General features: G+C 65.4%; 22 protein-coding genes (1 of these 22 running past the window's edge). 7 read left to right on the top strand and 15 right to left on the bottom strand.

Translation table 11 applies throughout. The features are described from left to right. The 3 genes in view from DM450_RS00655 to DM450_RS00645 are tightly spaced (at most 55 nt apart) and all read left to right on the top strand, a layout consistent with a single transcriptional unit that may run on beyond the window. Window positions 1-556, top strand: the final stretch of a protein-coding gene (locus DM450_RS00655; RefSeq protein ID WP_142632157.1) for an oligosaccharide flippase family protein. It extends 1,004 nt beyond the left edge of the window; only the last 556 of its 1,560 coding nucleotides appear in the window; the start codon falls outside the window, past its left edge; its stop codon occupies window positions 554-556. Between the two features lie 55 nt (window positions 557-611). Further along, complete coding sequence (locus tag DM450_RS00650) at window positions 612-1,610, top strand: aspartyl protease family protein (RefSeq protein ID WP_142632156.1); 999 nt, start codon at window positions 612-614, stop codon at window positions 1,608-1,610. A 5-nt stretch (window positions 1,611-1,615) separates the two neighbouring features. Next, on the top strand, window positions 1,616-3,436 hold the full coding sequence (locus tag DM450_RS00645; RefSeq protein WP_142632155.1) for an ABCB family ABC transporter ATP-binding protein/permease: 1,821 nt from the start codon (window positions 1,616-1,618) through the stop codon (window positions 3,434-3,436). A gap of 4 nt (window positions 3,437-3,440) precedes the next feature. Here DM450_RS00645 and DM450_RS00640 read toward each other — a convergent pair whose 3' ends face one another. From DM450_RS00640 to DM450_RS00615, 6 genes are all read right to left on the bottom strand, one after another. Beyond that, entirely contained in the window at window positions 3,441-3,641 is a 201-nt protein-coding gene (locus DM450_RS00640) for a DUF1737 domain-containing protein (protein ID WP_021235064.1), read from the bottom strand. A gap of 26 nt (window positions 3,642-3,667) precedes the next feature. Continuing rightward, the gene (locus tag DM450_RS00635) at window positions 3,668-4,351 is read right to left on the bottom strand and encodes a phytanoyl-CoA dioxygenase (RefSeq protein ID WP_260610027.1); all 684 of its coding nucleotides are present in this window, start codon (window positions 4,349-4,351) and stop codon (window positions 3,668-3,670) included. Next, a complete protein-coding gene (locus tag DM450_RS00630) occupies window positions 4,344-4,745 on the bottom strand; it encodes a GFA family protein (RefSeq protein ID WP_142632154.1) in 402 nt (133 codons plus the stop codon). The genes DM450_RS00635 and DM450_RS00630 overlap by 8 nt, the downstream gene beginning before the upstream one ends. A gap of 130 nt (window positions 4,746-4,875) precedes the next feature. After that, entirely contained in the window at window positions 4,876-6,174 is a 1,299-nt protein-coding gene (hslU, locus tag DM450_RS00625; protein WP_142632153.1) for an ATP-dependent protease ATPase subunit HslU, read from the bottom strand. Window positions 6,175-6,188: 14 nt separating this feature from the next. Beyond that, entirely contained in the window at window positions 6,189-6,746 is a 558-nt protein-coding gene (hslV, locus tag DM450_RS00620; RefSeq protein WP_142632152.1) for an ATP-dependent protease subunit HslV, read from the bottom strand. Between the two features lie 126 nt (window positions 6,747-6,872). After that, window positions 6,873-7,379, bottom strand: coding sequence for an outer membrane protein assembly factor BamE (locus DM450_RS00615; RefSeq protein WP_142632151.1), 507 nt, complete (start codon window positions 7,377-7,379; stop codon window positions 6,873-6,875). A 223-nt stretch (window positions 7,380-7,602) separates the two neighbouring features. On the opposite strand from DM450_RS00615, the gene DM450_RS00610 reads away from it, so the two are divergent. Then, on the top strand, window positions 7,603-8,145 hold the full coding sequence (locus DM450_RS00610) for a ubiquinol-cytochrome C chaperone family protein (RefSeq protein WP_142632150.1): 543 nt from the start codon (window positions 7,603-7,605) through the stop codon (window positions 8,143-8,145). Further along, window positions 8,142-8,693 carry a YceD family protein gene (locus tag DM450_RS00605; protein ID WP_142632149.1) on the top strand — a complete coding sequence of 184 codons (552 nt, stop codon included), beginning with the start codon at window positions 8,142-8,144 and terminating at the stop codon, window positions 8,691-8,693. The genes DM450_RS00610 and DM450_RS00605 overlap by 4 nt, the downstream gene beginning before the upstream one ends. Before the next feature lie 107 nt (window positions 8,694-8,800). Here DM450_RS00605 and DM450_RS25655 read toward each other — a convergent pair whose 3' ends face one another. From DM450_RS25655 to DM450_RS00565, 9 genes are all read right to left on the bottom strand, one after another. Continuing rightward, window positions 8,801-8,953, bottom strand: a complete 153-nt coding sequence (locus DM450_RS25655) for a hypothetical protein (RefSeq protein ID WP_185928660.1) — start codon at window positions 8,951-8,953, stop codon at window positions 8,801-8,803. 35 nt (window positions 8,954-8,988) lie between these two features. Next, window positions 8,989-9,255: a translation initiation factor IF-1 gene (gene infA, locus DM450_RS00600; protein WP_142637328.1), complete on the bottom strand. Its 267-nt coding sequence runs from the start codon at window positions 9,253-9,255 to the stop codon at window positions 8,989-8,991. A 339-nt stretch (window positions 9,256-9,594) separates the two neighbouring features. Then, window positions 9,595-10,281, bottom strand: a complete 687-nt coding sequence (gene phoB / locus DM450_RS00595; protein WP_142632148.1) for a phosphate regulon transcriptional regulator PhoB — start codon at window positions 10,279-10,281, stop codon at window positions 9,595-9,597. Further along, window positions 10,278-10,973, bottom strand: a complete 696-nt coding sequence (phoU, locus tag DM450_RS00590; RefSeq protein ID WP_142632147.1) for a phosphate signaling complex protein PhoU — start codon at window positions 10,971-10,973, stop codon at window positions 10,278-10,280. The genes phoB and phoU overlap by 4 nt, the downstream gene beginning before the upstream one ends. A gap of 31 nt (window positions 10,974-11,004) precedes the next feature. Continuing rightward, window positions 11,005-11,766, bottom strand: a complete 762-nt coding sequence (gene pstB, locus DM450_RS00585; RefSeq protein ID WP_221889460.1) for a phosphate ABC transporter ATP-binding protein PstB — start codon at window positions 11,764-11,766, stop codon at window positions 11,005-11,007. A 19-nt stretch (window positions 11,767-11,785) separates the two neighbouring features. Next, the gene (pstA, locus tag DM450_RS00580; RefSeq protein WP_142632145.1) at window positions 11,786-12,703 is read right to left on the bottom strand and encodes a phosphate ABC transporter permease PstA; all 918 of its coding nucleotides are present in this window, start codon (window positions 12,701-12,703) and stop codon (window positions 11,786-11,788) included. Further along, a complete protein-coding gene (pstC, locus tag DM450_RS00575) occupies window positions 12,696-14,069 on the bottom strand; it encodes a phosphate ABC transporter permease subunit PstC (RefSeq protein ID WP_142632144.1) in 1,374 nt (457 codons plus the stop codon). Before pstC ends, pstA begins: the two co-directional genes overlap by 8 nt. A 34-nt stretch (window positions 14,070-14,103) precedes the next feature. Further along, complete coding sequence (locus tag DM450_RS00570; protein ID WP_142632143.1) at window positions 14,104-15,147, bottom strand: substrate-binding domain-containing protein; 1,044 nt, start codon at window positions 15,145-15,147, stop codon at window positions 14,104-14,106. Window positions 15,148-15,383: 236 nt separating this feature from the next. Further along, window positions 15,384-16,688: an OprO/OprP family phosphate-selective porin gene (locus tag DM450_RS00565; RefSeq protein WP_260610026.1), complete on the bottom strand. Its 1,305-nt coding sequence runs from the start codon at window positions 16,686-16,688 to the stop codon at window positions 15,384-15,386. Here DM450_RS00565 and DM450_RS26070 point away from each other — a divergent pair. After that, window positions 16,675-16,866 carry a hypothetical protein gene (locus DM450_RS26070; protein WP_260610025.1) on the top strand — a complete coding sequence of 64 codons (192 nt, stop codon included), beginning with the start codon at window positions 16,675-16,677 and terminating at the stop codon, window positions 16,864-16,866. The genes DM450_RS00565 and DM450_RS26070 overlap by 14 nt on opposite strands. A 295-nt stretch (window positions 16,867-17,161) precedes the next feature. Continuing rightward, complete coding sequence (locus DM450_RS00560; protein WP_260610023.1) at window positions 17,162-18,655, top strand: OprO/OprP family phosphate-selective porin; 1,494 nt, start codon at window positions 17,162-17,164, stop codon at window positions 18,653-18,655. Window positions 18,656-18,668: the final 13 nt, after the last annotated feature.

The raw sequence follows: 18,668 nt of genomic DNA, 5'->3' as shown, positions 1-18,668 counted from the left end.
GGCGGGCGCGGCGCCGCTGCTGGCCTATGTCGCGATTGCTGAATGCTGTTTCGTCGCGCTGCCGCTGCACATGGACCTGCCGATCCTGCTGGGCCACTTGCGCCGGCTGTTCTGGTTCAACCTGGCCGACACCGCGCTTTCGGTCGGCACCCTGATCGCCGGCGCCGCCATCGGCGTGGATGCAGCCGCAGCCTCGCGCATCGTTTATGGGCTGGGCTGGATCTGCATCTATGCCGGATGGCTGCACCGACTTGTCGGTTTCCGCTGGCCGGCGCTGCTGCGCACTTATGCCTCCAGCGCCGGCGTGGCGCTGGCAAGCGCGTTGCCGGCATTCTGGGCCGTCACGTTCTGGCGGCGACCGGACACCCTTGGCCTTGACGGCCTCGTCGCCAGTGCGGCGCTAGGCGGCCTGGCATGGGTGCTGGCGATCACCGTCCTGCGCCACCCCGCCCGCAGCGATCTTGCTGGAATGGCAAGACATCTTGCCGTGCCGCTGCTGTCCCGCATTCCTGCCCTGCGACGCTGGCAAAACGTGGCGAAATCCGCCGACTCGTGATACTCTCCTGACCTGACAATATCCGACGAAGCTCAAGCTTCGCGGGGAGGATGACATGATTGGCGGCGCGCTTGCGCTGACGCTCCTGCTCGCTGACACAGCGGCTGCGGGCGCAGCGCCCTTACCTGCGACACCGGCTGGCGAGACCGGCCAGACCACCGGCGAGCGCGAGCAGACGCTCAAGACCGCTACCGATCGCGACGAGCGCATGACCGTGAGCGTGGCGGTTCAGGGCAAAGGCCCCTATCACTTCCTGATCGATACCGGATCGCAGCAAACCGTCGTCTCGAACGACCTGGCCGGCATGCTTGGCCTCGCGCTTGGTCCCAAGGTCACGGTGCTGGGCATGGCCGGCGCCAGCGATGTCGCGACCGCTCGGGTCGACAGCATCGCCATCGGCGAACGCGCGTTCAACGACCTGACCGTGCCCCTGCTCGAAGCCCGGCACATCGGCGCGGACGGCATCATCGGCACCGACAGTCTGCAAGGCCAGCGCGTCACCCTCGATTTCGAGAACGAGACGATCGCCATCGCGCCGACCAGGCCCTCCGCGCGGGCGGGCGGCTACGAGATCGTTGTCCATGCCCGCAAGCGGCTCGGCCGCCTCATCATGGCCGATGCCAAAGTCGACGGCATCCATGTCGACGTAGTGATCGATACCGGGGCAAGCAGCGCGGTGGGCAATCTGGCGCTGCAACAGGCCATGCGCAAGCAGGTGGCCGGACTGGTGCATCTGGCGGGCGTGACCGGCGACGACATTCCGGCCGAACTGGTGATCGCCCACAAGCTGCAAGTGGAGAAGCTGATCCTCACCAATGTCGCCATCGCCTTTGCAGATTCCCCTGCCTTTCACGAACTGGGCCTGCACAGGCGCCCGGCCCTGTTCCTCGGCATGCGCGAACTCAAGGTCTTCAAGCGGATCGCGATCGATTTCTCGACCCACAAGGTGCTGTTCGACCTGCCTGTGACGGTCGAGGACGCGGGCGAGAAACGGCGCGGCGATCCGAACGATCTCGTCAAGAGGATTGCCTCCAGCGACGCGCACCCTAAATAGCGCGGATGCCGCCAGACACTGCCGTAAACTCTCCCGCTGCCCGCCACGATGGCTGGCGCACGCTGCTGCGCTTCATGCCCTACCTGTGGCCGCGCGAGAATCCGGCGCTGCGCTGGCGGATCGTGTGGGCCTGCCTGTTCATCCTGCTATCCACCGCAACCCAGCTTGCCCTGCCCTACATGATGAAGTGGGCGGTAGACCTCATGGGGGCGACGGGTCCCAGGCTGGTGCAACTGGCGATGCTCACGGTGCTTGGCTACGCGGCCGGGCGACTTATCCAGACCGCATTCGACAACATACGCAATATCGTGTTCGAGCGCGTCGGCCAGGACGCGACCCGCGAACTGGCGGAAAGCGTCTTCGGCCAGCTCCACAACCTCTCGCTGCGCTTCCACCTCGCCCGCCGCACCGGCGAAGTGACCAAGACGATCGAGCGCGGCACCAAGAGCATCGACACGATGCTTTACTTCATGCTGTTCAACATCGCGCCGACCGTGCTGCAATTGCTGGTCGTGGCGGTGATCTTCTACGTCAACTTCGGCCCCGGCCTCGTCGGCGCTACCGCCCTGGCCATCGCTGCCTATATCTGGGTGACCCGCACGATCACCGAATGGCGCACCAAGCTGCGCGAGCAGATGAACCGGCTCGACGGGCAGGCGCTTGCCCGCGCGGTGGATTCGCTGCTCAACTACGAGACGGTGAAGTACTTCTCCGCCGAGCACCGCGAGAAGGCGCGTTATGCCCAGGCGACCCGCGCCTATGCCGATGCGGCGGTGAAGAGCGAGAACTCGCTCGGCCTGCTCAACATCGCACAGGGCGTAGTGGTGAACCTGCTGATGGCAGGCGCGCTGGGTTACACCGTGTGGGGATGGTACAAGGGGCAGTATACGGCAGGCCAGCTGGTCTTCGTGCAGACCTACCTGACCCAGCTGTTCCGCCCGCTCGACATGCTGGGCATGGTCTATCGCACCATCCGGCAGGGCCTGATCGACATGGCGGAGATGTTCCGCCTGCTCGACGAACCACAGGAAGTCTCGGACAAGCCCGGCGCCCCGGCGCTGGTGATCCGACAGCCCTCGGTCGTGTTCGACAACGTGGTGTTCGGCTACGAGCCGGATCGCGGCATTCTGAAGGGCCTCTCGTTCGAAGTGCCCGCCGGGCAGAACTTCGCCATCGTCGGGCCTTCGGGCGCGGGCAAGTCCACGATCGCGCGGCTGCTGTTCCGATTCTACGATCCCCAGCAGGGCCGCATCCTGATCGACGGGCAGGACATCGCCGAAGTGACGCAGGCGTCCTTGCGCGCCGCCATCGGCATCGTGCCGCAGGATTCGGTGCTGTTCAACGACACCATCGGCTACAACATCGCCTATGGCCGTCAGGACGCGGGGCAAGACGAAGTGGAAGCCGCCGCGCGCGGTGCTGCACTGCTGGGGCTGATCGACCGGCTGCCGCAAGGCTACGATACCGAAGTGGGCGAGCGCGGCCTGAAGCTTTCGGGCGGCGAGAAGCAGCGCGTGGCGATTGCCCGCACGCTGGTGAAGAACCCGCCGATCCTGCTGCTGGACGAGGCGACTTCCGCGCTCGACACCCGCACCGAGCAGGACATTCTGGCGACGCTCCACCGCGTGTCGGAAAACCGCACCAGCCTTTCGATCGCCCACCGCCTCTCGACGATTGCCGACGCCGACCGGATTCTGGTGCTGAACGAGGGCCGTCTTGCCGAAAGCGGCACGCATGGCGAACTGCTGCGGATCGACGGCCTCTATGCCGAAATGTGGGCCCGTCAGGCCGCCGAGGCCGAAGCCATGATCGAGGCGGCGGAATAGGCCGTCACTTCACGACATCGGCCTCGTGCCAGACCACGGCCTGCGCCGCCTTCATGCAGTTTTCCGCCGTATCCCACGACAGCGAGGGCGAGCCGTAGAGCCGCCAGCCCTGCGCCAGCGCCTCGGACACGCGCTCGCAGAAGGCGCGGTCGTCCGCTCCGGTGAGCAGGCGGTAGATCGGGCGGTCTTCGGGGGTCTGGTACATCGGCATCTCTCTCGGTTTTCGAAGGTTCAGATGCCTAGCCACTCCAGCGGGGCTGGCAAGCCCCCGGCGGCATAATCGACCTGAAGCACGCGCCGTCTGCGGTGCCCGGCCCCCGCTTTGACCACGACCGCATTCGAGGCGTGGAGGATCGGCGTGCGGTAGAACCAGACATCGCCGATCTCGGCAAGACAGGTGCGGACCGGCAAGCCAGCCACCACCGCATCCACTTCGCTTACGGGAATGCGCCCCAGCAGGTGCGAGCCCAGCGCCACCAGCAAGGGCGCATTGTTCTCGTCCACCGGATCGAGATGGATGCGCACCGTCACCATGCCCTCGATCACCGAAAAGGGCGGTTCGACATGGCGAATGCCCTGCTTGACCGACCAAGGGCCGAAACCGGTAACCTCGGCCTGTTCACGCACGGCAATCGTACGGTCCTGATGCCAGCCAAGCGCCCAGTCGGTTCGCTCGTTCTTGTCGAACAGCACCGCGCGAACCGGGCGCACATCGCAGCCCCGCACCTTGGCCGCCATCGCGCCAATGGGGCCGTCCGTATCCAGCAGGCGCGCCAGATCGCCATCGCCGGAAATACGCACACCCGCATGGCCGTCCGGCCATTTCGCGAGGACTGCCGCAAGATCGTTCAGCAGTGCTGTCGCCAGACCCCGATGCAGGCAGGCCCCATCGCGGACGAGATCAAGATCACCCACCCGGATAGCGCTCGAATTCCGGAACCTGGGTCGTGTCCTTCATCCACGAGACCCGCTCGGCCACCTGGATGTGCGCACCGGGTGGCAGCGCCTCGGGGTCATCGAGCGTGGCGATCTGGATATCGACGATGCCAGGCAGATATTCGGCATTGGTGTACCACAGCCCGGTCCCGCAGCGCGGGCAGAAGTGGCGCATGGCCGTGCCGCTGGAATTGAACACCGCCGCATCGCCCTGAATCACTTCGAACTCGGCATGGTTGAATGCGCCCCAGGCCACCACCGGTGCCCCCGCCGACTTGCGGCAATCCGTGCAATGGCAGAACGCGGCGTGGAGCGGCTCACCCTCGACGCGGTAACGCACGTCGCCGCACTGGCAACCACCTTCTAGCTTCATGACGATTCTCCTTGTCGCCCCCGAATCTGGCCGCCCGAATCTAGCCGAATAAAAAGAACATTCAAGGAACAAAAAGGAGCGCGAGACCGAAGTCCCGCGCCCCTTTTCAATCCTGCCCGAGGGCTGGAAATCAGAGAATGTACTTCGACAGGTCGGCGTTGCCCGCCAGCCCCGCCAGCTTTTCGCTGACATAGGACTGATCGATCGTCACCGTCTCGCCCTTGCGGTCCTCGGCTTCGAAGCTGAGTTCCTCCAGCAACTTTTCCATCACCGTCTGCAAGCGGCGGGCGCCGATGTTCTCGACGCTTTCGTTCACTTGCGCGGCGATCTTGGCGATCTCGGTCACGGCCTCGGCGGTGACGTCCACCGTGACTTCCTCGGTCGCCAGCAGCGCCTTGTACTGCGCCACCAGATTGGCGCGCGTCTCGGAGAGGATGCGCACGAAGTCTTCCTCGGTCAGCGCCTTGAGTTCCACGCGGATCGGCAGGCGGCCCTGCAGTTCGGGCAGCATGTCCGAAGGCTTGGCCACGTGGAACGCGCCGCTGGCGATGAAGAGCACATGGTCGGTCTTCATCGGGCCGTACTTGGTGGCAACCGTGGTACCCTCGATCAGCGGCAGCAGGTCCCGCTGCACGCCTTCGCGGCTGACCGAACCGCCACGCACGTCCGAAACCGCGATCTTGTCGATCTCGTCCAGGAAGACGATGCCGTTGGTTTCGGCATTGGCCAGCGCGGTGCGGGCGACGTCGTCCTGATCCATGCGCTTTTCCGACTCCTCGTCGACCAGCTTGTCCCAGGCGTCGGGCACTTTCATCTTGCGGCGCGTCAGCTTCGGTCCGCCGAACTTGCCCATGATGTCCGAGAGGTTGATCATGCCGACCGAACCGCCCATGCCGGGGATCTCCATCGGCGCCGAGGGGGTATCCTCGACCTCGATCTCGACTTCGGTCTCGTTCATGGCATTTTCGGTGATGCGCTGGTGGAACGAGGCGCGGGTTGCCTCCGAAGCCCCGTCGCCGACCAGCGCGTTGAGCAGGCGCTCCATCGCCGCCTTGCTGGCTGCCTCGCGCACCGATTCGCGGCGACGGTCCTTTTCGAGACGGATCGCCTCTTCCACCAGGTCGCGCGCGATCTGTTCGACGTCGCGGCCGACGTAGCCGACTTCGGTGAACTTGGTGGCTTCCACCTTCACGAAAGGCGCATCGGCCAGCTTGGCGAGGCGGCGGCTGATCTCGGTCTTGCCGCAGCCCGTGGGCCCGATCATCAGGATGTTCTTCGGCGTCACCTCATCGCGCAAGTCGAAGGGCAGCTTCTGGCGGCGCCAGCGGTTGCGCAGGGCAACGGCGACGGCCTTCTTGGCTTCGGTCTGCCCGATGATATGCTCGTCGAGCGCGCGGACGATGGCCTTGGGGGTCAGGGTGTCTTTCATGATGTCCTGCAAATTCAGATGGTCTCGACCGTAACGCGGTCGTTGGTGAAGACGCAGATGTCGGCGGCGACGGCCATGGCGCGCCGGGCGATCCGCTCGGCATCCTCCTCGTACTCGTCAAGCGCGCGGCCGGCGGCCAGCGCATAGTTGCCGCCCGAACCGATCGCGGTGATGCCGCCTTCGGGTTCCAGCACGTCGCCATTGCCGGTGAGCACCAGCAGCGTCTCGGCATCGGCGACGATCATCAGCGCTTCCAGATTGCGCAGGTACTTGTCGGTCCGCCAGTCCTTGGCGAGTTCGACCGCTGCGCGCATCAGCTGGCCGCGGTGCTGCTCCAGCTTGCGCTCGAGGCGTTCGAACAAGGTGAAGGCATCGGCGGTGGCGCCGGCGAAGCCCGCGATCACCTTGCCGTCACCGATCCGGCGCACCTTGCGCGCGTTGGGCTTCATGACGGTATTGCCCATGGAAACCTGGCCGTCGCCGGCGATGACGGTCTTGCCGCCCTTCTTAACACCGATGATGGTGGTTCCGTGCCACTGGATCAGGCCGTGGCTCGCCCCGCTATTGTCCATGCTGCGGATATATGGCGGCAGACGGCGGGTTCAAGCGCTGGCCGCCGCGAAGTGATTGCACGAAACGAAAATGCCCGCGCAGACCAGGAGGCTTGCGCGGGCATTTCGAAAGCGTGATCGCCTGGATCAGCTGCCGTTCGGACCGGGGCCGGTCGGCTGCGTGCCGGTCCCCATGCCGGCAGCGCCGACCTGGCCGATGTTGCCGAACAGATCCTCGAGCAGACCGCGATGACGGCCCAGCGTCGGCGTCGTATCGCCCTCGGGGCGGATGCGCGCGACATCGTCGATGCCCTTCTTGTCCACCGCAACGACATTGCCCGCCGGATCGAAGCGCACGCGCAGGATCGTCTGTTCCGCGGTGCGCGGACGGCCGAACGGCGGCGTCTTCACGGTCTGCGACACGTAGTAGTAGTCCTTCTCGCCAAACTGGCTGACGAAAGTCGGACGGCCGAGGGTCTTTTCCACCGACTGGCGATTGTCGACACCGGGCGAGACCGAATCGACCAGCGTCTGGTCGACCAGGTAACCGCGATGATCGCGGATCGAGGTGCAGCCCCCCGTCAGTGCAGCCAGCGCCAGAACGACGCCAGCGGTCTTCACCCTGAGACCAGAGCCGTGACCAGAACCGCGCATTTTCCCACTCCAATTCACGGGGCTGGTCCGCTCCGGGCATTGCCTGCCGGCGCGAGAGCCATATATCGACCCGAAACAACGGTACCGAGCCTTAGGGCCCAGCGGCTTGTCGCGCAATGGGCGTTGGGGCAGGTTGCTTGAATTGCCCCTGAACAAGAAGCCCCGCCACACGTTCCGCCAAGAGTACCGTCGGCGCGCGGCGAGAGGAAAGGCCCGAAACCACGTGAACCTGCTCAGCCGCCTGATCGGCAGAAACCCGGACAGCACCCAGGCCCGCCGCGAGGCCGTGCGCCCACTATGGCACCGCGTGGTCGAGATCGCCCGCGAGAAACCGTGGTATGCCGAACACGGCATAGCCGATACCGTCGCCGGGCGATTCGACACGATCACGCTGGTAATGGCCCTGGTGGTGCTGCGCATGGAACGTAGCAAGGACCTGATCGACCCCGCCGCGCGGCTGACCGAGCTGTTCGTCACCGACATGGACGGCCAGTTGCGCCAGTCCGGCATCGGCGACCTTGTCGTCGGCAAGCACATGGGCAAGCTGGTAAGCGCGCTCGGCGGCCGCATCGGCGCGCTCAGGGACGCATTTGCGCAGATCGAGGCCGCGCAGGTCGACGCCCCACTGGCCGCCGCGCTGGAACGCAACATGACACTGAGGGAAGGCGCCGAGGCAGCCATGCTGGTCACGCCGGTCAAGGCACTCGCCGCCGCCCTCGAAACCACTTCGAACGAGGCCCTTCTGGCCGCAAGGATAGACCGATGAGCGAACTGCCCCCCTCTCCCGATTCCGCCCCCGATGCGGCCCCCGAGTTCTCGCGCCGCCTCGACATCCGGCAGGTCGAGAGCAAGCCGGGCCACTTCGAGGCCAATGCTTCTGAACGCGCCGCACTGGCCACGCGCTTCGGCCTTGTCCGGATCGACAGCCTCTCGGCCGATCTCGCCCTCACCCGCAGCGACCGCCAGGTCGAGGCACGCGGCACGCTGAAGGCCGCCTTCATCCAGTCCTGCGCGATTTCGGCGGAGGACCTGCCGGTCAGCGTGGAGGAGCCGGTGTTCTTCCGCTTCGTGCCCGAAACCGACGACCACACCCCCGACGAGGAAGTCGAACTGACCGCCGACGACCTCGACGAAATCGAGTACACCGGTACTCACATCGACATCGGCGAAGCCGTGGCGCAGAGCCTCGCGCTCGCCATCGACCCGTTCCTCACCGGACCCAATGCCGACGCCGCCAGGCTGGCCGCCGGGATCGGCACACCCGAGGACAACGGCGCCTTCGCCGCCCTCAAGGACCTGAAGCTCGGCAAGTAGCCTGACCCGCTCAAACGCACAGCGCCCGGAGACAGGGACCTGTCTCCGGGCGCTGCAACGATGCAAGTTCCTGCCATAGACCGGACCCGCAAGGGCCCGGAACGAGGTCAGTCAACCATGCCGGCAACCAGAAGCCGAAGCTCGCGCAGGGGCAGCAAACCATTGGCGGCGCCGATCCCCTGCCGGCTCGAATGCGGCTGCTGGCGGTTGTCGTTCTTGTGGAAGGGGCGTTCAAACGCGCCCGTAATATTCTTGATCATGTAGTCCTGTTATCGCGGCTCCTGGCCGCATCTTTCTATCTTCTGAAATTGCTGCGCTGCTTGCTTGGCGCCGCCTGCCCCGGGGAGCGTTCGCGGAAGACGATCCGCCCCTTGCTGAGGTCATACGGCGTCATTTCGACGTGGACGCGGTCGCCCGCGACCGTGCGGATCCGGAACTTGCGCATCTTTCCTGCCGTATAGGCAATGATGCGATGCTCGTTATCGAGCAGGACGGCAAACCGTCCGTCCGGAAGCACTTCCTCAATGAAGCCTTCCATCGTCAGCAGTTCTTCTTTCGCCACGGCGCTCAACCCTCAAATGCATTGCCAGACACCGGACACACGAACGCGTGTCCGGAAACGATTGCCAGGAAGCTGAAGAGGATATCGAGCTTGCAGCCGGGTCAGGAACACGCAGGTTCAAAAGCACCGATGCTGAAAATCATCTCGCCATTAAGCGACGTAGCTTTGCCGATATAGAGGAATGAAACGCAAATTTCAAGGCCGCCCCGTCCTGGCGGCCCATTCAACACACATCATGCGTAAAATGTCATTTCAGCACCAGCGAATGTGCCTCCTGCGACCGCCAGTTCAATGCGGTCGCAGGAAAAGCCTGCAGGCGGAGCGCACGTCGGCCGAAAATCAGGTCACGTCCATCGCGTAACCGGCCGCACGGACGGTGCGGATCGGGTCGACATCGCCGTCGCGGTTGATCGCCTTGCGCAGACGGCGGATATGGACGTCGACGGTGCGCTCGTCGATGTCCGAATCCATGCCCCAGACCCCGTCGAGGATCTGCTGGCGCGAGACGACGCGGTTCGGACGCTCCATGAAATAGCGCAGCAGGCGAAACTCGGTGGGGCCGAGATGCAGCGCCTCGCCGCCGCGGCGCACGCGGTGGCTGGTGACATCCAGTTCGATGTCGCCCCACTGGAGAACATTGCCGGCCAGCGACGGACGCGCCCGGCGCAGCAGCGCCTCGACCCGGACCATCAGTTCACGCGGGCTGAACGGCTTGGTGACATAGTCGTCCGCACCGGTCTTGAAGCCGCGGATCATGTCCTCCTCCTCGCCGCGGGCCGTGAGCATGAGAATCGGGATCTGCGCGGTTTCCTTGTCCTTGCGCAGCTGGCGGCAGACCTCGATGCCGGGCACATGCTCGATCATCCAGTCGAGGATGATGGCATCCGGCACCTGTTCCTGCACCATCAGCAGCGCCTCTTCGCCGTCGCCGGTGCTGCGCACCTGATAGCCTTCGGCGCTGAGGTTCCAGGTCAGCAGTTCACAGAGCGCACGGTCGTCCTCGACGACCAGGACCGACGGATTCACGGCAGGTTCCTCGTGTCGTTGGTCATGCTGTCACGCTCGGCGTGATAGTCGCCGGTGGCGGCGTAGTAGACCATCTCGGCCACGTTGGTGGCATGATCGCCGATGCGTTCGAGGTTGCGGGCGATGAAGAGCAACTGCGCGGCGCTGGTGATCGTTGCCGGGTTCTCCATCATGTGGGTCAGCAACGAACGGAACAGCGTGTTGTAGAACTGGTCCAGCTTCTCGTCGCGGCGGATCACTTCCTGCGCCAGCGCGGCATCGCGCGAACCATAGGCGTTGAGCACGTCGCGGACCATGCCCTCGGCGATCTCGGCCATCATCGGCACGAGTTCGAGCGGCTCGATCTTGCCCCGGTTCTCCATCGCGTTGACACGCTTGGCGATGTTCTTGGCATAGTCGCCGATACGCTCGATCACGCCGGAGATCTTGAGCGCGGCGATGACGTCGCGCAGGTCGTCGGCCATCGGCGCACGCAGCGCGATGGTGCGAACCGCCAGACGGTCCACTTCGGCTTCCAGCGCATCGAGGCGGGCGTCGGCGGCAACGACCTGTGCGGCGAGATCCTCGTCATGCTGGGTCAGCGCGATGATGGCGTCGCGGATCGCGACTTCGGCGAGGCCGCCCATCTCGGCGACGAGGCCGCGAAGCTGGCCGATCTCGCTGTCGAAGGCCTTTACGGTGTGATCAACCATGGCTCTTGTCCTGTTTTCCCTGTCTTCGCCGTCAGCCGTAGCGACCGGTGATGTAGTCCTTGGTCTTCTCCTCGCGCGGGGTCGTGAAGATCTGGCTGGTATCGCCATATTCCACGAGATTGCCGAGGTGGAAGAATGCCGTGCGCTGCGACACGCGCGCGGCCTGCTGCATCGAGTGGGTGACGATGACGATGGCGTAGGTGTCCTTCAGCTCGTCGATCAGTTCCTCGATGCGCGCGGTGGCGATCGGGTCGAGCGCGGAGCACGGCTCGTCCATCAGGATGACCTCGGGGCTGACGGCAATGGCGCGGGCGATGCACAGGCGCTGTTGCTGGCCGCCCGACAGCGCGGTGCCGGGCTCGTTCAGGCGGTCCTTCACTTCATCCCACAGGCCCGCCTTGGTCAGCGCGCTCTCGATGATCCCGTCCATGTCCGCCTTCGACGGCGCCAGGCCGTGGATACGCGGACCATAGGCGATGTTCTCGTAGATCGACTTGGGGAACGGGTTCGGCTTCTGGAACACCATGCCGACGCGGGCGCGCAGGGCCACCGGGTCCATGTCGGGCGCGTAGATGTTCTCGCCGTCGAGCAGGATCTCGCCGGTGACGCGGGCGTCGGCAATCGTGTCGTTCATGCGGTTGAGCGACCGCAGGAAAGTCGACTTGCCGCAGCCCGACGGACCGATGAAAGCCGTCACGACCCCGTTGTCGATGTCGATCGACACGTTGTTGATGGCCTTCTTCGCGCCGTAGTAGACGTCGACGTTGCGGGCGGTGAGCTTGGTCTGCTGCATTGTCTCGACTTTCATGTCCTTACCAGCGGACCTCGAATTTGTTGCGAAGGTAGATGGCGAGGCCGTTCATCGCCAGCAGGAAGACCAGCAGGACAATGATGGCGGCCGACGTGTTCTGCACGAAACCGCTGTCGATTTCGTCGGACCACAGGAAGATCTGCATCGGCAGCACGCTGGAAGGATCGGTGATCCCGCCCGGCGGGGTGACGACAAAGGCACGCATGCCGATCATCAGCAGCGGCGCGGTTTCACCCAGCGCGCGGGCCATGCCGATGATGGTGCCGGTGAGGATGCCCGGCAGCGCGAGCGGCAGGACGTGGTGGAACACCGTCTGCATCTTGCTGGCGCCGATCGCCAGCGCCGCGTCGCGGATCGAGGGCGGCACCGCCTTGATCGCATTGCGGCCGGAGATGACGATGACCGGCATCGTCATCAGCGCCAGCGTCAGACCGCCGACCAGCGGCGACGAACGCGGCATGCCCAGCGTGTTGATGAACACCGCAAGGCCCAGCAGGCCGAAGATGATCGAGGGCACCGCGGCCAGGTTGTTGATCGAGACTTCGACCCATTCGATCCAGCGCGCCTTGGGAGCGAACTCCTCCAGGTAGATCGCCGCCAGCACGCCCATCGGGAACGAGAGCAGCAGTGTGACGAGCATCGTCAGCAGCGAGCCCTTGGTCGCCCCCCAGACGCCGGCGACGTCGGGATCGGTCGAGTCCGAGCCGGTCAGGAACGACCAGTCGAGCCCCGAAAGACCGTTCTTGAGCATGATCACCAGCAGCAGCGCCAGGAAGGCGAGGCTGAGGACGATCGCGCCGAGCCCGATCAGCTTGAAGCGGCGCTCGGCGGCGTTGCGGCGCGCGATGCGCCGCGCGGCTTCCGGCGTTTGCCAGCGCGCATTGCCCTGGGCGGCGCCACTGAGACGTGCGTTACTCATAAGCTTCCCGGAAACGCTTCACCACACGGAGCGCGATGATGTTGAGAACGAGGGTGACGATGAACAGCACCAGGCCCAGCGCAAAGGCGGAGAGCGTTTTGGGGCTGTTGAACTCCTGGTCGCCGGTCAGCATCTGGACGATCTGGTAGGTGACCGTGGTCATCGAGGCGAAGGGGTTCGCCGAAAGGTTGGCGGCAGCGCCCGCGGCCATGACCACGATCATGGTCTCGCCGATGGCGCGGCTGATCGCCAGCATCACGCCCGCGACGATGCCGGGCAGCGCGGCGGGCAGCAGCACTTTCTTGATCGTCTCCGACTTGGTGGCGCCCAGCGCCAGCGAACCGTCGCTCATCGCACGGGGCACGGCGGCCAGCGCGTCGTCGGCCATCGACGAGACGAAGGGAATGATCATCACGCCCATCACCACACCGGCCGCAAGCGCGCTTTCGGTGGAGGGATTGGCCATGCCGAGCGAGGCGGCAAAATCGCGGAAGATCGGCGCCACGGTCAGCGCGGCGAAGTAGCCGTAGACCACGGTGGGAATCCCTGCGAGGATTTCCAGCACCGGCTTCAGCCACTTGCGGATCGTCGGCGTGGCGTACTGCGTCAGGTAGACCGCGCTCATCAGGCCGAGCGGGATCGCCACGACCATGGCGATGATCGCACCGATGTAGATCGTGCCCCAGAACAGCGGCACCGCGCCGAAGCTCTCGCCGAGGTTGTCACCGCGCGCCGAGCCCGGTGACCAGTGAGTGCCGAGCAGGAAGTCGATCGGCGAGACGTCCTTGAAGAACATGCCCGCCTCGAACACCAGCGAGGCAACGATGCCGAAGGTGGTCAGGATCGCCATCAGCGAGGCCAGCAGCAGCACCCCCATCACCGCCCGTTCGACGCGGGTGCGGGCCGGATAGTTGGCGCGCACCTTGGTGAAGGCCCAGCCGCCGCCGGCCAGCGCCACGATCACCACCAGCAGCGCGCCGATCAGACCGAAGCGCTCATGCGCGGCGCGCACCGGCTCGGCCAGGGTCTGCGCCAGGGGATTGAACGCAGCCTGGTCCGGGTTCTGGGCGATGGCCTTGGCTTCCGAGAGCACCGCTGCGCGGCTCATCTCGTCGGCCGGAAGCTGCGCGGCGGCCGGATCGGCCATGACCGCGCCATCGACGAGGCCAGGCATGATCGCGGACCATGCGCCCCAGGCGAGCAGTGCCGGGATCACGATCCACAGCACCACATGCCAGCCATGGTAGCCCGGCATCGAGTGAAGCGAGCCGCGCCCCGTGTGGAGCAGCCGGGCCCGGCCCCGTGCGGCAAACCAGCCGACGAGGCCGAGGCCGAGAACGGCCAGGAGAACTCCCGTGAGTATCATGAGGCCGTTCCGGCGCCTTTCGGTCTAGACGAGATTACTTGAGGTCGGCGGGGTTGAGCGGGGTCATCTTGGCGATGATGTCCGCGCTCTTGGCACGCACCGCGTCGGGCGAGATCACCATGCCCTTGGCCTTGAGGTAGCCATCCGGGCCCCACGACTTCGCCCACTCGTTCACGTAGGCCTGCAGGCCCTTGATCGGCGCGAGGTGCTGCTTCTTCACGTAGATGTAGAGCGGGCGCGCACCGGGGTACGAGAAGTCCGAGATCGAGGCATAGGTCGGCACCACGTCGGACATCGGGATGCCCTTGATGGTCTTGGCGTTCTCTTCGAGGAACGAGAAGCCGAAGATGCCGATGGCCTTGGGGTTCTGCGAGATCTTCTGGACGATCAGGTTGTCGTTCTCGCCAGCGTCGACGTAAGGACCGTCCTCGCGGATGTCGTGGCAGATCGCCTCGTACTTGTCCTTGTCGGTGTCCTTGAGCGCCTTGGTCGCGGCGTCGGTCTTGCAGCCGGCCTCGAGGATCAGTTCCTTCAGCGCGTCACGCGTGCCCGAGGTCGACGGCGGGCCGTAGACAAGGATCGGCTCGGCCGGGAGCGACGGGTTGACGTCCTTCCAGGTCTTGGCGGTGTTGGGCTTGCCGAACGGGTTGGCGGCCAGCGCCTTGTAGATGTCGGTGGGCGTCAGCTTCATGCCGGGGCCGTTCTGGGCTTCGGCGAAGGCGATGCCGTCGATGCCGACCTGGATCTCGACGATCTCGGTCACGCCGTTCTTCTGGCATTCCTCGTACTCGGACTTCTTCATCCGGCGCGAGGCGTCTTCGATATCCGGGTGCTGGGCGCCGACACCGGCGCAGAACAGCTTCATGCCCGCGCCCGTGCCGGTCGATTCGATCACCGGCGACTTGCCGCCGGCCTTGGCGACTTCCTCGGCCACGGCGGTGGCGAAGGGATAGACGGTCGAGGAACCGACGGCGCGCACGAAGTCGCGCGAACCGGCTGAGGAGCCGCCCGAGCCGCCGCAACCGGCAAGTGCCACGCTGGAGGCAGCGACGATAAGGAAGGTCTTGGTGGAACGCATGATGTCACCCCTTGGGCTTCAAGTGTGAGTTGCCCCTATTGGCCTACAATGACACTTCCATGACAAAGAAGTGACATTGTTCGCCAATCGGCGCAATTGCTGGTTTTTCGGAGGATTAGGCGCATCAAGACGCGCGTTTTCGGGCCCGGCGCAGAGCAGGCTGCGCCGGGTGGAATTCAGGCAAGTATGCAAGAGGAAGCGGACCTTGCGGCCCGCCCCCTTCGCGGGTCATCTCGTCAGAAGTCGAACTGGGCGCGCATGCCCATCGAGTCGACGCCGTAAGTGCCGTCGGTGCCATTGACCAGCACCGGCGAATCCTTCACCCAGACATGGCCGTAGTTGAGGATGAAACGCACATAGTCGGTCGGCATCCAGATCGCGGAAATGCCAGCGGTCTGCTCACGTCCACCGACGATCCCGGCGTCGTTGAGGTTCAGCCAGTCATAGCGGACATTGAGCTGGACCGCGCCGAGGCCGCCCTTGTCGAAGCCGTCATGCGGACGGATACGTTCGAACACGCCATTCTTGTAGGCGGTCTCGTCATGGGTGAGCATATAGCCAACTTCGGCATAACCGCCGTTGAAGGTAGGGTCGGCAAAGCCGGTGCGCCGCACCTTCTGCCAGTAGCTTTCGCCCGAGGCATGGAAACGCCCCTTGATCCACGCTGCCTCGAGCCCGAGCCCGAGTTCGTTGGTCGCCCCGGTGACGCCCCCGCTGAGCAGCCGCAAGTCGGTGGTGTGGACGAAGGGACGGCTCTGGTAGGTCACCGTGGTGATCGAATCGTTGAGCGTGCGCCAGTGGACCGATCCGCCCAGGTGCAGCGTGCCGCCCGCCAGCCTGGGCATGTAGACGGCGCGGCCGTCCACGCTCCACGACTTGTCGTAGTCGCTGTTGAGCGAATTGGGATCGTCGCTGAACACACCGCCCTGCAGCACCACGTCCTTGCCCAGGTACTGGGCATTGAGGCCGACGCGGCGCTCGAAGCCGAAGGCGCTGGTGAAGGCGGCACGCTCCATGAAGCTGGTGAACAGGTCCGAGGTCTGGTCCTCGAGGCCGGTGTTCGGCTTCTGGTTGCCCAGCGCCAGGGTGATCTTCGGATTGACCCGGTAGGTCAGGTACATGTCATTGATGGCGACACTCGAATTGGCAAGGTCGACCTCGAAACGATAACCGAAGCCACCCGGCATGGTGCCGTCGAAACCGAGGTAGGCACGGCGCAGTTCGGTGCTGACGCCGAGGTGATTGCTCGAGCTCTCGTTGAGGCCCGAGGGCCCGTCGACACCGCCCGCATCGATCTGGAGACGGCCCCGCGGCTTGAAGCTCCAGCCGTTGTCGCCCTTGAATTCCGGCGCGCCCTTCCAGGCGACCTGCACCGGCGGCGCCTTGGCGGCCTGCTGGGTGACGGTTTCCTTGGCGGCAGCGGCAACGCTGGCCGATTGCGCGGCGCTCTGGGCGGCGCTGGCGGCGGCGGAAGTCGCGGCATCGGCGCGGGCATTGGCGTTCGCCAACTGGCCTTCGAGCGAATCGATGCGGCTGGCCATCGCCTTCATCTGCGCGCGCATCGCTTCCAGTTCCTGGCGAATCGCAGCCGAATCCGATGACGAAGACGATGCCGCCTCAGCCGGATTCGCCCAGCCCGCAGCAATGGCAAGTGCCGGCACGGACAGCGCCAGCGTTAAAATTGCCTTTGGTTTCCTCACCTTGCCCGACCTTTCATGAAACTTTGATGGCATCGACACGACGCCAGTATGACTGGCGTGTTTCAATTCCATGACACTTTATAGCGCGGGCGCCGGAAAGCGCGGTTTCCTGCGGATTTTGCTATGAAAGTTTATGGCCCGTTTGCGACTACTCCATGACAAAGCATGTCGACGCACCCGGCGGTCACAATTGTCACTCAACCGTCATTCTAGAGCCATAGTCGGCCGGTCGGCGCCCACTCACGGGCCCATTTTTGCGATAATCCGCCCAGCGACCCGGAAGCCGACGCCCGATGCCCTCTAGAATGGCGAACATGCCCCACCCGTCTTTTGCACCCGCGCTGGCGACCCTGCTTGCCCCGCCGCTCACCGTGATGTCCGCACTCGCGCCCATCCAGGCACAGGCACAGGCGATCTCCCCCGCGGAAGCCGCCAGTCTGCAGGCGCAAGTCGCCGCGCTCAAGGCGCAAGTCGAATCGATGGAAGCCCGCCTCGCCGCCGCCGGCCTTGCCCCCACTGGCGCCCCCCCCACTGTCGTCGCCCCTGCCGGCGTCGCTCCCGCCAGCAGCGCGCCCGCGCGTGACGCGTCCCCCGCCGCCACGCACCCCGCCGTTGCCGCCACCACACCCGCAGCCGCCCCGGCCGATCCCCGCCCCGGCGCCGCGATCGGCTGGAAAGGCAGCCCGCAGATCACCGAGGGTGACCGCGCCTTCAAGGTCAAGGGCCGCATCCAGGCCGATGCCAACTACGTCCGTGCGCCCGGCTCGCTGGGTGACGAAGGCCTTGGCTTCTCCAACGAGATGCGCCGTATCCGGCTGGGCGCCGAAGGCGCGATCGGCGGCGGCTTCGGGTACAAGCTGGAACTCGAACTCTCCGACAATGCCGTCGATCTTGTCGATACTTATGTCAGCTACAAACACGGGCCGTGGAACGTGAAACTGGGCAACCAGAACCCGTTCCAATCGCTCGACGAGCTGACCGGCGACACCAGCGGCAGCGTGATGGAGCGCGCCGCCTTCACCGACGCCTTCAATTTCGAACGCCGCCTCGGCGCCTCGGTGCAATACCAGCGCGGCGCCCTGCTCGCGCAGGCAGGCCTGTTCAGCGACGACATCGGCGCGCTCGCCAACGATGCGGACGGGGAGACCGGGGGCGACGAGAACGACAGCCACGGCGTCGATGCGCGGCTGGTCTATGCGCCCAGGCTGGGCAAGACCCAGCTGCACTTGGGCGGCTCCGTCCACTGGCGCAATCTGGGGCGGCTGTCGCAAGGGGATACCCGCTATCGCCAGCGCCCGTTCGTCCACTCGACCAACACGCGCCTGATCGGCACCCCGGCGATGCAGGTCGCGAGCGAGTTCAACTGGGGCTTGGAAACGGCCGTGATCCGGGGCCGCTGGCATGCCGCCGCCGAATACAACACCCTCACCGCCGATCGCCTGGACGCGCCCTCGGTCCGCTTCCAGGGCGCGTACGGCGAACTGGGCGTGTTCCTGACGCCGGGCGACAGCCGGGGCTACAAGGAAGGCATCTTCACCAACAAGGCCCCGGCGCGTCCGCTCGGCAGTGGCGGTTTCGGCTCGCTCCAGCTCACCGCGCGCTACGACTGGCTCGACCTCGACGACCGCGACATTCGCGGCGGCAGCCAGCAGGCCTATATTGCCGCGCTGGTCTGGACCCCGGTGGAGTACCTGCGCTTCAATCTCAACTACGCGCGGCTCGCCTACAAGGGCGCGAAGGCCCTGCCGTCCGGCCGGACCGACTATGGCGCGAACGTCATCGGCACGCGCTTCGAGCTCGACTTCTAGGATTTGCGAAGGG

Source organism: Sphingomonas sp. IC081 (genome assembly GCF_006874585.1).
Classification (GTDB): domain Bacteria; phylum Pseudomonadota; class Alphaproteobacteria; order Sphingomonadales; family Sphingomonadaceae; genus Novosphingobium.
The sequence above is the reverse complement of the archived record's forward strand: the minus strand, read 5'-3'. Positions and strand labels throughout refer to the sequence as shown.